Annotated in this window: 13 protein-coding genes; 4 read left to right on the plus strand and 9 right to left on the minus strand. The window is 34.0% G+C overall.

Features of this window, described 5'->3' with window-relative positions; genetic code table 11:
• Positions 1-150: 150 nt before the first annotated feature.
• The gene (locus tag SLW70_RS06285) at positions 151-2286 is read right to left on the minus strand and encodes a polyribonucleotide nucleotidyltransferase (RefSeq protein ID WP_320891216.1); all 2136 of its coding nucleotides are present in this window, start codon (positions 2284-2286) and stop codon (positions 151-153) included.
• A 286-nt stretch (positions 2287-2572) separates the two neighbouring features.
• Entirely contained in the window at positions 2573-2842 is a 270-nt protein-coding gene (rpsO, locus tag SLW70_RS06290; RefSeq protein WP_320891217.1) for a 30S ribosomal protein S15, read from the minus strand.
• A gap of 272 nt (positions 2843-3114) precedes the next feature.
• On the opposite strand from rpsO, the gene xrtF reads away from it, so the two are divergent.
• The 4 genes from xrtF (at position 3115) to SLW70_RS06310 (ending at position 6449) form a co-directional block, all read left to right on the plus strand.
• Positions 3115-3666, plus strand: coding sequence for an exosortase family protein XrtF (xrtF, locus tag SLW70_RS06295; RefSeq protein ID WP_320891218.1), 552 nt, complete (start codon positions 3115-3117; stop codon positions 3664-3666).
• Positions 3641-4084 carry an exosortase F system-associated membrane protein gene (locus tag SLW70_RS06300; protein WP_320891219.1) on the plus strand — a complete coding sequence of 148 codons (444 nt, stop codon included), beginning with the start codon at positions 3641-3643 and terminating at the stop codon, positions 4082-4084. Before xrtF ends, SLW70_RS06300 begins: the two co-directional genes overlap by 26 nt.
• A 60-nt stretch (positions 4085-4144) precedes the next feature.
• The gene (locus SLW70_RS06305; RefSeq protein ID WP_320891221.1) at positions 4145-4975 is read left to right on the plus strand and encodes a restriction endonuclease; all 831 of its coding nucleotides are present in this window, start codon (positions 4145-4147) and stop codon (positions 4973-4975) included.
• Positions 4976-5093: 118 nt separating this feature from the next.
• Positions 5094-6449, plus strand: coding sequence for an MBL fold metallo-hydrolase (locus SLW70_RS06310; RefSeq protein ID WP_320891222.1), 1356 nt, complete (start codon positions 5094-5096; stop codon positions 6447-6449).
• Positions 6450-6477: 28 nt separating this feature from the next.
• On the opposite strand, the gene murI is transcribed toward SLW70_RS06310, so the two are convergent.
• The 7 genes from murI to SLW70_RS06345 form a co-directional block, all read right to left on the minus strand.
• Complete coding sequence (murI, locus tag SLW70_RS06315; protein ID WP_320891223.1) at positions 6478-7254, minus strand: glutamate racemase; 777 nt, start codon at positions 7252-7254, stop codon at positions 6478-6480.
• A 113-nt stretch (positions 7255-7367) separates the two neighbouring features.
• Positions 7368-7868: an OmpH family outer membrane protein gene (locus SLW70_RS06320; protein ID WP_320891224.1), complete on the minus strand. Its 501-nt coding sequence runs from the start codon at positions 7866-7868 to the stop codon at positions 7368-7370.
• A gap of 25 nt (positions 7869-7893) precedes the next feature.
• On the minus strand, positions 7894-9294 hold the full coding sequence (locus SLW70_RS06325) for an OmpH family outer membrane protein (RefSeq protein WP_320891225.1): 1401 nt from the start codon (positions 9292-9294) through the stop codon (positions 7894-7896).
• Between the two features lie 33 nt (positions 9295-9327).
• Positions 9328-12060: an outer membrane protein assembly factor gene (locus tag SLW70_RS06330; RefSeq protein WP_320891226.1), complete on the minus strand. Its 2733-nt coding sequence runs from the start codon at positions 12058-12060 to the stop codon at positions 9328-9330.
• On the minus strand, positions 11993-12733 hold the full coding sequence (locus SLW70_RS06335) for an isoprenyl transferase (protein ID WP_320891227.1): 741 nt from the start codon (positions 12731-12733) through the stop codon (positions 11993-11995). The genes SLW70_RS06330 and SLW70_RS06335 overlap by 68 nt, the downstream gene beginning before the upstream one ends.
• Before the next feature lie 6 nt (positions 12734-12739).
• Positions 12740-13519 (minus strand): DUF6089 family protein, encoded by a 780-nt coding sequence (locus tag SLW70_RS06340; protein WP_320891228.1) that lies wholly within the window; start codon positions 13517-13519, stop codon positions 12740-12742.
• An 83-nt stretch (positions 13520-13602) separates the two neighbouring features.
• Positions 13603-14487: an NAD kinase gene (locus tag SLW70_RS06345; protein WP_320891229.1), complete on the minus strand. Its 885-nt coding sequence runs from the start codon at positions 14485-14487 to the stop codon at positions 13603-13605.
• Positions 14488-14526: the final 39 nt, after the last annotated feature.

Genomic DNA, 14526 nt, shown 5'->3' on the forward strand with positions numbered 1-14526 from the left:
ACAAGATATAGCGAATGGCAGGAAACCAACTTTCCTGAAAACACCAATTGTTCTGCTCCTGGAAATCTAAAACGATTATAAACAAAAATCCCGTTTCAACTGAATGAAACGGGATTTTCTATAAATAAACCTTTAGTAAACTAAGATGGATTACTCTTGTTTTGCCTCGCGTGGAGGTCTAGCGATAAGTGCTTTTCTTGACACTTTCTCTTTTCTAGTTTTTGGGTCAACACCTAAGTATTTCACTTGGAATACATCTCCCATGTTTACTACATCGGTTACGTTTTCAGTACGTTCCCAAGCCAATTCAGATACGTGTAATAAAACTTCGTTTCCTGGAGCTTCAGTATATTCTACTACTGCACCAAAATCTAGCATTTTGATTACTTTCACTTCGTAAGCTTCTCCTACTTGTGGTTTGAAAGTGATTGACTTAATTTTAGCCAATACCGCTTCGATTCCAGTAGGATCCGTTCCTAAGATTTCGATAACACCTTGCTCGTCTACTTCGTTGATTACGATGGTAGTTCCAGTAGCTTTTTGTAATTCTTGAATTACTTTTCCACCAGGTCCAATTAATGCACCAATGTAAGCACCAGGAATGGTTCTTGTGATGATTTTTGGAGCGTGTGCTTTTACATCTACTTTTGGAGCAGCCAATGTTTCGATTAATTTACCAAGGATATGCAAACGACCATCACGAGCTTGTGCTAGTGCCGCTTCCATAATTTCGTATTTCAATCCATCAATTTTGATGTCCATTTGGCAAGCTGTAATTCCTTCAGAAGTTCCAGTTACTTTAAAGTCCATATCTCCTAAGTGATCTTCGTCACCAAGAATATCAGACAATACAGCAAAACGCTCTCCGTCAGTAATTAATCCCATTGCAATTCCTGAAACTGGACGAATCATTTGGATACCAGCATCCATTAATGATAAAGTTCCAGCACAAACAGTTGCCATAGAAGAGGATCCGTTAGATTCTAAAACTTCAGATACTACACGAATAGTGTAAGGACAATCAGCAGGAATCATGTTTTTCAAAGCTCTTTGAGCTAAGTTTCCGTGACCTACTTCTCTTCTTGAAGTTCCTCTCAAAGGACGTGCTTCACCAGTAGAGAAAGGAGGGAAGTTATAATGTAAGTAGAATTTTTCTTCACCTTGCTCGCTAGGCGAGTCAATTTGGTTAGCTTCTCTAGAAGTTCCTAAAGTTGCAGTAGCCAAAGCTTGAGTTTCTCCACGTGTAAACAAAGCTGATCCGTGTACAGATGGTAAATAATCTACTTCACTCCAGATAGGTCTGATTTCAGTAGTTTTTCTTCCGTCCAAACGTGTTCCTAAATCTAAGGTTACGTTACGAACAGCTTCTTTATTTGTTTTTTTGAAGTATTTAGAAACTAAATCTCCGTTTTCAGCTAATTCTTCTTCAGTAAACAACCCTTTTACTTCTTCTTTTACTTCTTCAAATGCAGCTGTACGTTCTTGTTTAGAAGAACCTTTGCTAGCAATAGCGTAGATTTTATCGTAAGCTGCAGCTTTTACTTTAGCGTAAATAGCTTCGTCTTCTTTTTCTTCTTCGTAGGTTCTTGTTTCTTTTTTTCCAAATGCAGCAGCCAAACGTTCTTGTGCAGCAATTTGTACTTTGATGTGCTCGTGAGCAAATTTAATTGCTTCAAGCATTTCAGCTTCTGAGATTTCTTTCATCTCACCTTCTACCATTGCGATAGAGTCAGTTGAAGCTCCAATCATCATATCAATATCAGATAATGCTAATTGTGCACGACTTGGGTTAACAATGAATTTTCCATCAACACGACCTACTCTCACTTCAGAAATTAATTTTTCGAAAGGAATGTCAGATAAAGCTAAAGCTGCTGATGCTGCTAAACCTGCTAATGCATCTGGCATTACGTCTTCGTCGTAAGACATTAATTGGATCATTACCTGAACTTCTGCATGGTAATCATCTGGGAAAAGTGGACGTAAAACACGGTCTACTAAACGCATTGTTAATACTTCGCTGTCACTTGGACGCGCTTCTCTTTTGAAAAATCCACCTGGGAAACGTCCCGCAGCAGCAAATTTTTCACGATAATCTACAGTAAGTGGCAAAAAGTCAATTCCAGGACTTGCTTTTCTTGCAGCAACTACAGTTCCTAAAATAACTGTTTTTCCTATTCTTACTACTACAGAACCGTCAGCTTGTTTAGCTAAACGACCTGTTTCGATTGTGATGTTTCTTCCATCACCTAAATCGATGTTTTCTACAAATAATTGTGGAATCATAAATTTTTGTTTTTTTGATTAATAAATGGGTGACTAGTTGTGTTGTCTTTGCTCGCGTAGTTAATGCGAAAACCCAATGAAAAACCAAACTTTTTTTTATTGTACTAAAACGGAAAGATTTAAATTTTTTAGATAAAAAAAATCTAATTTAAACCATTAAGGAATTAAGTTTCATTTGGTTTGAAGTCTTAACTTCTTAATGTTTTTAAAATCTATTCTAAATTTTAAAAACATTTAAATCTATAAATTAAAAAAGAGGTACTTGCGCACCTCTTTTTTATATTGACTATTTTCTGATACCCAATACTTTGATAATTTCACGATATCTGTTGATATCTTTCTTTTTCAAGTAGTCAAGTAAAGATCTTCTTTTACCTACTAATTTCACAAGTGAACGCTCTGTGTTGTAATCGTGACGATTTTTTTTCAAGTGTCCAGTCAAGTGGTTGATTCTGAATGAGAACAAAGCGATTTGCCCTTCAGCAGAACCAGTGTTTTCTGCTTTTCCTCCGTGTTGAGCGAAAATTTCCGCTTTTCCTTCTTTAGTTAAATACATGCTAATATTTTTTTAAATGATTTTTATGTATGTCCAGCAGTTTAATGCAGAACGGGCGCAAAGATAGTATTTATTTTTTGAAAATATATTTTTTGTAGTCGAAATATTCAAGATAAAATGGTTAGGGATAATTAATTGGCAATTTTAAAGCAAAATTGAGGAGTCCAAATGTTTTTTTATATCTAAATGGTCAATTGAAAGGCTAATAATTTATAAGTATTGGAGAGAAGACTTTAAAAATTCCTTAAATTTGGTTCTGTTAAAATTTTATTTTGAAAAAATACCTTATAATTTACAAACCATTTTTGCTTTTTTTAGCTAAATTTTTCTTGACTTATTTCTTGCTGACTTTGGTTTATCAAGCCTATTTGCAGCGTTATGGGGCAAATGATATTGATGCGGTAACTGTATTGGTGGCTAAAAACACGACCAATGTGCTTGATGTTTTTAATGTTGATTTCAAAATAGAAGAAAATCATTCAGAGCAGTATATTAAATTGCTATACAATCAAAAATATGTCGCTCGTATGGTGGAAGGTTGTAATGCCATTAGTATTGTGATTTTATTTATTGCTTTTATTGTCTCTTTTTCGGGGAAAATAAAAACGACATTGTTGTTTATTTTAGGCGGTTCTGTCTTGATTTATACTTTAAATGTCTTGCGAGTTGCCATATTGTGTGTGTTGTTGTATTCTTTTCCTGAACAAGAAACAATTTTGCATCGTGTCTTTTTTCCGTTGTTTATCTACGGTTTTGTTTTTGTGCTATGGGTAATCTGGGTTAATAAATATTCTTTATATGCTAAAAATACTATTCCAACATAAGGTTAGGTTTTTACTTGGCGTTTGCTTGGTTTTCTTGTTGGCATTGGTTCGTGTTTTTGAACACGATTTGTTTTATGACCCGTTCTTGGGGTATTTTGAAGGTGATTTTCATAATCAACCCTTGCCATTATTTCATTCGTTTCAATTGTTTTTAGGATTATTGTTTCGCTATTCATTGAATATGTTGATTTCATTGGCTTTGATTTATGTTATTTTCAAAGAAATCGAAATGATTAAATTTTCTTTCTTACTCTATATTTTATTCTTTTCGTTTTTAATTATTTGCTTCTTTAGTGTTATATATGTTTATGGGGCTAGCAATAATTTAATGCTTTTTTATATCCGTAGATTTTTGATTCAACCACTGTTTGTTTTATTGTTTATTCCAGCCTTTTATTATCAAAAACAATCCAAATAGCTTTTTTTTCTGTATCTTTAAAGGAAGGTTTTATTAAATTGAAAATCAATACTCTTAGATATGAAAGTAATAAAGCAATCAGGAGAACGTGTAAATTTTGAACCTGAAAAATTAAGAAGTTCCCTTTTTAAATCTGGTGCCAGTGTCGCTGTTGTAGATTTGATTTTACAAAAAGTAAGCGATGAGGTTTACGATGGCATTTCTACTAAGAATATTTATAAAAAAGCTTTTGGTTTACTAAAGAAGGGAGCAAATTCTTTTGCGGCTAGATATAATGTTAAGACAGCCATTCAAATGTTGGGTCCAGCAGGTTTCCATTTTGAAAAATATATTGCTCGGCTTTTTGAGTCTGAAAAATTTGAAACCAAGATTAATATGACCTTACAAGGAAAATGTGTGTCGCATGAGGTGGATATCTTGGTTAAAAAAAATGATAGAATTGAAATGGTTGAATGTAAGTTTCATGGTAGTCAAGCAGCGGTTTCAGATGTTAAAATTCCAATGTATATCCTTTCTCGATACAATGATTTAAATGTAAAAGAGCATGAAATATTTTCGCATAAAGATGTAATAAGCAGTTGCTTGATAGTAACTAACAATCGTTTTACAACTGATGCTATTGATTTTGCAAATTGTTCAGGTATTAATTTGTTGAGTTGGGATTATCCTGAAAACAATAATTTGGAAACTAAAAATCTTAGAGATTGCCTGTATCCAGTAACTTGTTTAACGACTTTGGCTTCCGCCGAAAAAGATAAGTTGTTGAATGCGGGAGTGATTTTAGCTAGAGAATTGCTTGAAGAGCCCGAAGTGTTAAATGAATTAAATATTAGTTCCAAAAGAAAGATAAATGTTTTAAGAGAGGTTGAAGAATTATGTAAATGTTTTTAGATCTAGATTCCGCATTGGACCATAGGCCTGTTTGTATAAAGGTCTGCATAAAAAAACAAAAAAATCCTAATGCAGATTTTGGGTTAAACTTCAGTTTTAATTTTAAATTCTAAAGCATATGAGAGTTCAATTTATAGGAGGAGCTGGGACAGTGACAGGTTCGAAGACTTTAATAGAGAGTGATGGATTGCGAATTTTAATTGATTGTGGTCTTTTTCAAGGTGTCAAAATGTTAAGAGAGCTCAATTGGGAGCCTTTGCCTATTTTAGCATCTACAATAGATATTGTTTTGTTGACTCATGGACATTTAGACCATTGTGGATGGCTACCAAGATTAGTCAATGAGGGTTTTAACGGAAAGATCTATTGTTCAGGTCCTACTTTTTCGGTTGCAAAATTGATTATGGTAGATAGTGCTAAAATTCAAGAGGAAGAGGCTGAAAAAGCAAATGAAAAGAATTATTCGAAGCATGAACAAGCTGAGCCTTTGTATACTGTCGAACAAGCGGAAAAAGTTTTTCCTTTGTTTCGGACTGTTAAACCATTTGCTTCGGTTGTTTTAGCTGAGGATGTGACGGCTATTTTTACTCCTGTAGGTCATATTATTGGGGCTTGTAGCATAACTTTAAAAATAGAGGGTAAGTCACTTGTTTTTTCTGGTGATGTTGGTAGGGATAATGATTTGTTGTTAGATCCTCCTGTTAAGCCTAAACATGCTGATTACGTTTTTCTAGAAAGTACTTATGGCGATAGGTTACATCCTGATACCGATGCAAAGTTGGAATTAGAGCAATATGTGAATTCGGCTTTTGAAAAGCGGGGAACAATCATTATTCCCAGTTTTGCTGTTGAACGAGCCCAAGGGGTAATGTATTTGTTGTGGCAGTTAAAAAAAGAAAAGAAAATTCCAGACATTCCATATATCGTAGATTCTCCAATGGGAGCAAGTGCCTTTCAAGTTTTTTTCAACAATACGGATTGGCATAAATTATCGTTGGCTGATTGTCAAGCCATGAGTAAAATGTTTAGTATTCATTCCGATTATCAAGAAACATTGGATGCTATTTATGATAAAGGTCCTAAGGTTGTAGTTGCGGCCAGCGGTATGATAACGGGTGGACGCGTTTTAAGTTATTTAGAATATTATATTGGTCTGCCAGAAACTGTAGTTGCTATTGTAGGTTATCAGGCAGAAGGTACAAGAGGGAGAAAGTTGTTGGAAGGTGCTAAGTCAATCAAGATTTATGGGAATTATTATACGGTGCGTGCTAAAGTCGTGGAAATTCAAGGAATGTCGGCACATGGAGACCAAAAGGATTTATTAAATTGGATTTCCGAATTAGAAAGCAAACCTAAAAAAGTCTTTTTAGTACATGGAGAAAATGGCCCTGCTGACGAACTTCGATTTAAGATTAGAGAGGATTATGGTTATGATTGTACGATACCTCAGAGGGGACAAGAGTATTATATCTAAAATAAATTCTAAAAGAAGTGTTCTAGAATTAAAAGTCTAGTTCTTCTACTTGGAAATCTTTTCCAAGGATACCTTTTAAAACAGATGGATTTGTGTTGGTGTAGAATATAGGCTGATTTTCTTTTTCAGTTGAAAAGCCAACTTGATTTTCTAGTACTTTCTGCGTTTGTTTTGCTACAGCCTGTCCTGAGTCAATTATTTGGATATGCTCAGGAAGTATTTTTTTTATTTGTGGGATAAGATAGGGGTAATGACTACATCCTAATACTAGATGATCTATGTCGGCATCTATCATAGGCTGCAAATATGATTTTAAAAGTTCTGTCATTTCAGACGAATTGATTTCGCCGCCTTCGATTAGTTGAACCAAACCATGACCCACTTGTTCAATGATTTTAGTCGTTTGAAATTTCTCGGCAGTTTTATTGAATAGTTCACTAATGAGTGTGCCTTGAGTAGCGAGAATTCCAATTTTTTGTGTTTTAGAATTTAGAGCTGCAGGTTTAATAGCGGGTTCAATTCCAATAAAAGGAATGGCGTATTTGTCTCTTAATTCTTTGATGGCGTTTGTAGTTGCGGTATTGCAGGCTACGACAATCAATTTGCAGTCCATTTGTAACAACAAATCGGTGTTTTTCATGCAAAGTGCAATAATCTCCTGTTTTGTTTTTTGTCCATAAGGAGCGTTTTTGCTGTCAGCTAGATAGATAGTTTTTTCAGCTGGTAATAGCTGATGTATTTCTCTCCATATAGAAGTTCCTCCTATTCCGGAATCAAAAATGCCTATAGGTTTGTTGTTGTCCATCAAAACAAAGTTAAGTGCTCTTGCTTAATTTTCCTAAAAATTATTTTATAAAAAAAACCGTTTTATTTCATGAATAGAAATAAAACGGTTTAGTTGTTTTAGAATGGTATTTTTTAGAATCCTAAATCTTTTTTCACATCAGCAGTCAAGTTTGGACCATCAGCTAATAAAAGAGTAGATCCGTCAAGGATGTATTGGAATCCTTTTGCTTTACCTACTTTTTGGATTGAAGCTCTTACTTTTTCCATTAATGGTTTTACGATGTCAGATTCTTTTTGTTGTAATTCTTTTTGAGCATTGTCTCTAAAGTCCACAATTCTTTTTTGCATGTCTTGTACTTCTTTAGAACGTTCTCCGTTTACAGCATCAGTAACAGTTGCAGATTCAGCTTCGTACTTTTTTAATTTTGATTGGTATTCTTCAACCATTTTTTTATAGTCAGCATCATAAGTTCCGCTTAGTTTTTCAAGTTGTTTTTGAGCATCAAGCATTGCAGGCATTTTTGACATGATTTCACTAACATCAACATGAGCAGATTTTGCTTGAGCTGAGATTGTTTGAGTTGCTCCTAAAATAAATATTGCAGCAATTAATAGAGTTTTGATTTGTTTCATCTGGTTTAAAATATTAAGTAATTATTTATTGTTTTAATTGTAATTCTCTTGCTTTTTTAATTGAGTCTCTAACTTGTAATGCTTTTTCTCTTTTTTCTTCTAAAGCTTTTTTACGTTCCTCAATGATTCTGTTTCGTTCCTCTAGGGTCTTTGCTCTAGCGTCTACTGGTTCAGTTTCGATAACTTCCTTTTCAACTGTTTTTTTTGTGTCTGTTGAACTTGGTTTTTGTGTCGTTGTTTTTACTTCTTCTGTCTTAGTTGTTTCAGAAACCGTGCCAGTTTTTTTAGCAGCTCTTTCTTCAAGAACTTGTTTTCTCTTTTCTTCTAATTCTGCTTTTCTGTCTTCAGCTAGTTTTTTTCTATCCTCTAGCGCTTTTGCATTAGCGTCAATTTGATTTTGCTTCGCTTCCTCAGCTTTTATTTTAGCTGTGTCTTTAGAGTTATCAACGTTAGCAGCAGGTGTTGTTGTGGAACTACTTTTTTTAGCAGCTCTTTCTTCAAGAACTTGTTTTCTTTTTTCTTCTAATTCTGCTTTTCTGTCTTCAGCTAGTTTTTTTCTATCATCTAGCGCTTTTGCATTAGCGTCAATTTGATTTTGCTTCGCTTCTTCAGCTTTTATTTTTGCTGTGTCTTTAGAGTTGTCAACGTTGGCAGCAGGTGTTGTTGTGGAGCCAGTTTTTTTAGCTTCTCTTTCTAAAAGCAATTGTGCTCGTTTTTCTTCTGCTTCTTTTTTCTTTTGTTCGGCAGCAATTTTTCGGTCTTCTAATGCTTTTTCTCTTGCCGCTTTTCTATCTTCTAATAACTTTTGTCTTTCGACTAAATTAGGGTTTACATCAACAGCATCTTCTTTTTTCTCTTTTTCTAATTCGGCTTGAAGTTGTTTTTTTGAAAGTTGCTCTCTTTTGTCTGCGCGATTTATTACACGTAATACTAAGTCGCTGATATCATATCTTTTCGCTGCAAAAAGCATCGTCATATCAGAGGTTTTGTCAAAAATGAAATCGTATTTTTGGGTTTCAGCAATATCTTGAATGGCAGTAAAAACTTGGTCTTGAACGGGTTTTATTAAATCTGATTTTTGAGTCATCAGATTTCCGTTTGGGCCAAATCGTAATTGCTGTAATTCTAGCATTTCATTTTCTAGAAATTTTATTTCATTCTCCCTTTCTTCAATAAGGCTTTTTGTGAGAAGTGCTTTTTCTATTTTTAATTCTTCTTTTATTTTATTGACATGATTTTTTTTAACATCAATTTCTTGTTTCCATTTTTGAGCTTTCTGTTCTAGTTGGTTATTTGCTTCGATGTAGTTGGGTACATTTTGCAATATGTATTCCATATCGATATAGCCAATCTTTGTTCCTCTTGTTTGGGAATAGATGCTAGTAGTGATTGCAACTAGAAATAAAAGTAAAAAATGTTTTCTCATAGCTTAAAATATTAGAAATATTAAGTTATTTTTTTAAAATTGTTGTCCAATAATGAAGTGAGTTTGCCATCCACTTTTATCTATCTGACCAGTTGCAGCATCAAATCCATGTCCAAAATCGATACCTAATAATCCAAACGCTGGCATGAATACACGTAATCCAACACCTGCTGAACGCTTTAACGAGAACGGGTTATAGGTGTTAAAATTAGCAAATGAATTACCAGCCTCCAAAAATCCAAGTGCATAAATTGATGCAGCTGCTTTTAAGGTTATAGGATAACGCAATTCCATAGAGAATTTATTGTATACAGTTCCTCCAATTTGTTCTCCAGAACTATTAATCGGTGTTAAGGAGTTATTTTGGTAACCTCTCAACTGAATTGTCTCTCTACCATCCATGGAATAGTTTGCTAATCCGTCTCCACCAACATAAAATCTTTCAAAAGGAATTAAGCCTCTGTCTTGGTTGTATGCTCCTAAGAATCCAAATTCAGTTAATGTTCGCAATACTAATTTACCATAAATTTTGGTGTACCAATCAGCTTTGAACTTTATTTTGTAATATTCTAGCCAATTAAATTTCTTTTGGTCGACTTTTGAAACATCAGCAGTAGCCTCTTCATAAGTTGAAACCTTATTACCACTTGCGTCCAAGTAAGAACCTGCAGGTATCGTTATGTTTCCATTAGCGTCATAAACATCAGTAGTGCTTTTTAGTTTATATTCTTCTTTATCTCCTAATGTTGCATAATCAACTCCATTGAATAATGAGTAAGGAAGCGAGAATTTACCAGTAAGACTAAACTCCGAGCCATAAGTAGGGAATATAGGGTTTACCCCTTTATTGTTACGTGTAATTCCTATGGTGTAAGCTGCATTTCTAGAGGTACCATTTCCAAAGGTGAATAGTCCAGTGTTATAATTATTTAAATCATAGTGTTGGTAACTGATACTTTGTGATAGTACAAAAAAGTCATCTGGTACAGTCAATCTTTTTGCTAGACCTACTGATAAAGTAAGAATGTTGAAACTTTTACTCTTATCTACAGAATTGGCACTACCAGTAAAATAATTACTTAAGAATTGCTTACTGTAAGATAATGAAGTACTGAATTGTACTGGTTTTTTTTGTCCAAACCATGGCTCTGAAAATGATAAGCTATAAGTTTGAAAATAAGTACTCGCTTGCAAACGAAGGGCTACTTTTTGACCATCTCCCATAGGAAGTGGTTTATAGGCTTCTTTGTTTAATAAATTCCTTGCAGAAAAGTTGTTGAAAGAAAGTCCTAAGGTACCGATGAATCCACCACCACCATAACCTCCTTGGAGTTCAATTTGGCTAGATCCTTTTTCGACTAAGTTGTATTCAATGTCAACAGTTCCTGCTCCGGCATCAACATTTTTAAATTTAGGGTCGATGGCTTCAGGGTCAAAGAATCCTAATTGTCCAATTTCACGAATGGTACGAACTAATAATTCTTTACTATATTTTTCACCTGGTTTTGTTCTAAGTTCTCTGTAGATAACACGGTCGTTTGTCTTATCGTTCCCGACTACTGTAATTTTGTTAAAGTATGCCAAAGGACCTTCTGTAACTCTTATTTCAAAATCAATAGTGTCATTAGCCGTTTTTACTTCTACTGCATTGATGCTTGAAAATAAATAACCATTGTTTTGGTATAAATTGGTAATGTCTTCTCCGTCTGGTTTTGATTTGTCAGCAATTCTCTTTTCTAGAAGTACACCATTGTAGGTTTCTCCTTTTTTGACACCAATTATTCTGTTTAAGAAATGATCAGGGTATACTGTGTTACCAAGGAATTTAATGTCTCCAAAGTAGTATTTATTACCTTCTTCAACATTTATTTTGATGGATAAGGCATTTTTCTCCTTGTTGAATGTTACAGAATCAGATACGATTCTAGCATCACGATATCCTTTTTCTTTATAAGAAGCAATTACTTTGTCTAAGTCTTCTTTGTACTTAGATTTAATGAATTTAGAGGCTTTGAAAATTCGAATAGGGTTTTTCTGTTTCGTATCTTTCATTGCCTTGCGTAAGGTTTTGTCAGATACTTTAGTATTGCCTATGAAGTCAATTTCATGAATCTTTACTTTCTCACCTTTGTCAATTTTTACAAGCATATTTACTTGATTGACGGCAGAAGTGTCAACAACAGTGTTGATGTTTACTTTTGTATTGAAGTAACCATCTTTTTTATACTTGTTTTCAATGTAGTTTTTAGTAGTTGTAATCAAATTTTCATTCACAACTTTGCCTTGTGTAAGGCTGTTGTCTTTGATTAAACCGTCAACTTTGTTCTTTTTTACTCCTACAAATTTTACTTCGTTTAGTTTCGGAAGTTCTTTGATGTCTAAATCAAGATAGATACTGTCGTTTTCAATTTTGTTGATATAGAATGAAATCTCATCAAAAAGACCTAGTTTTCCTAGTTTTTTGATGGCACTACTGATTTCTTCTCCAGGAACAGTAATTGTTTGTCCTTTTTCTAAACCGGCAAAAGTAATTACGGTTTGCTCGTTAAAACTTATTTTGTTTGTAAGTGAAACTTTTGCGATAATGTATTTTTCTCCTTGATCAAAAGGTACTCTTTCTTGAGCTTTGACTAGTGAAAAACTTACCAGAAATAGAAAAGTTAGTACTGCTTTTATTTTTTTATTTAACACTAAAAAATTATTTAATTTGTTCACTTGTTTTTCCAAATCTGCGTTCTCTTTTTTGATAACTAATGATAGCCTCATATAAATCATGTTCTTTAAAGTCGGGCCATAGTATGTCAGTAAAGTATAATTCAGCATAGGCTATTTGCCACAGCAAGAAATTACTTATACGGTGTTCTCCACTAGTACGAATTAATAAATCTACATCAGGTAAATTGTGCGTGTAAAGATGCTCATTTATAATCGAATCGTCAATAGAGTCAATTGAAATTATATTATTTTTAACTTTATCACTAATGGTCTTCACTGCATTTACGATTTCCTCTCTTGAACCATAGCTCAAGGCTAGTGTAAGAGTCATCTTGTCGTTGTTTTTAGTTCTTTCAATAACTGAGCTGAGTTCTTTTTGTGCTGAGCTCGGTAGTTTTTCAAAGTTGCCAATAGTGTTTAATCTGATTTTTTTTTCTTCGAGAGTCGCTAGTTCTTTTCTTAATGACTTTACCAGTATTTTCATTAAAGTGTCGACCTCTAGTTTTGGACGATTCCAATTTTCAGTAGAAAAGGCATATAGTGTTAAGTTCTGTATACCTAATTGGATACAAGTTCTGATAATTTCCTTAACTGATTCGCTGCCTCTTTCATGCCCAAATGCCCTAAGGAATCCTTGTTTTTTAGCCCATCGTCCGTTCCCATCCATAATAATGGCTAGGTGGTTTGGTAATCTTTCTTTATCTATGGAGTCTACTAAATTCATTATTTTTTATTCTGCACAATAGCAAGGTTTTTCGCCAAAGGTATAGGTTATTGTAACCCCTGAAAAAACAAACCAATCATTATTATTTAAATTTCCAAAATTAAATTGACTGAGATTCTCATTTGCGGCTTTGCTGCCATCAATGTCATCTGCAAACGTATATCTTGCACCTATTTCGAGTCCTAAAATGAACTGTCGGTTTAATTTAGTTTTAATTCCAACGGTCATTGGTATCGCTATCGTTCCTCGCCTAGAATCAGTTTGTGCTTCATTGTTTCCATTTGTAAAATACAAACTGCTGTATCTAATATAGCTTACGCCACTATGGACATAAGGAGTCGTTTTGTTTTCCAATTGATGGAGGTTGAAATCAAAAAAATTAAATTCAAGGCCTAAAGATAGTTCTTTTATGTTATTTTCAAAATAATAGCCCCTTCCGCTACGGCTTGCTTCCTTTGAATCTAGGTCATTTGAGTTGAGATTCGATTGCATATAGGAAATCCTGTAAGCATGTCTCGGACTTTTATTCCATTTGTACACTACGCCCAAAGCTAACTGATTTGGATCAATATAGGTAGTTGGGCCTACATCTCCAATATAGTTGCTTCCTCCCAAAAATGCACCTATCTCATGTATCTGTGAAAAGAGTGTAGTACTTAGGAAAAAGCACAGGATTAAGCTGATTTTTTGTATCATTTTAATTGAAATAGCGTGCAAATATAATAATAATCGATTCGATACAATATCGAATAGATTAAATCTGTCTATTATTTGATTGTTAGGCATTTTTCCTTGTTTTTTCTGAATTCATTTATAATGAAAAACGAAAAATAAAGGAGATTCGTATGAGGTTGTTTTAAACAGAATTTTTAATTCCTTTTATCTTCTCCCCAAAGTAATTTGGAACGAAGTGTTTTTAGGAATGTTTCGTCTGGAATTTCAATCATATTGATTTGAAAAGGTGTTTTTTTGATGGTTAATACCGATTCGTTACCTACAGATGTAATCCTTGAATCCAAAGACACTAAATAATTCTCTTCTCTACCCGATACTTTAAGCCTGATTTCTGTTTCATCAGGAATCACTAGTGGTCGTGCGTTAAGATTGTGTGGAGAGATTGGTGTAATAACGAGGCTGTTAGCGTCAGGCGTCAAAATAGGTCCTCCGCAACTTAAGTTGTATCCTGTAGAACCAGTAGGAGTAGAGATAATTAAACCGTCTGCCCAATATGAATTTAAATATTCGCCATTCAAATAAGTGTCAATGGTAATCATTGAAGTAGTGTCTTTTCGACTCACAGAAACTTCGTTCATGGCAAAATTAATATCCTCTAGACTCTCATTTGCAGGTGTGCAAGATAAACTTAACAGTGTTCTTTTGGAAAGGCTGTGTTTATTTTCAATTACAATTTTTAAGAAATCCGTAATGTTTTCTTGTTGTACAGTGGCCAAAAATCCTAACCTCCCAGCATTAATCCCTAGGATAGGTACTCCTGAATTTCTAATAAAAGTTGCTGCTCTCAGAATCGTGCCGTCACCACCAATGCTAACTAACATATAAAAACTCGAATCAATATCCGAATAAGTGGAGAAAGTCTTGTATTTCTTGCTAACAATGTTTTTTTCAAGAAGCATGTTGAAATAATTTGACTCAAAAATCATTTCTATTTCGTTTTCAGAAAAAAAGTCTAAAATTTCTTTGATTATTGGATCTGTGCTGTCTTGATAATATTGACCGTAAATGGCTACTTTCATTAGTTGGCTAGTCGTTTATTTGTGTTTGAGTGTATTGAG

It is taken from the genome of Flavobacterium sp. NG2, assembly GCF_034119845.1.
Lineage (GTDB): Bacteria > Bacteroidota > Bacteroidia > Flavobacteriales > Flavobacteriaceae > Flavobacterium.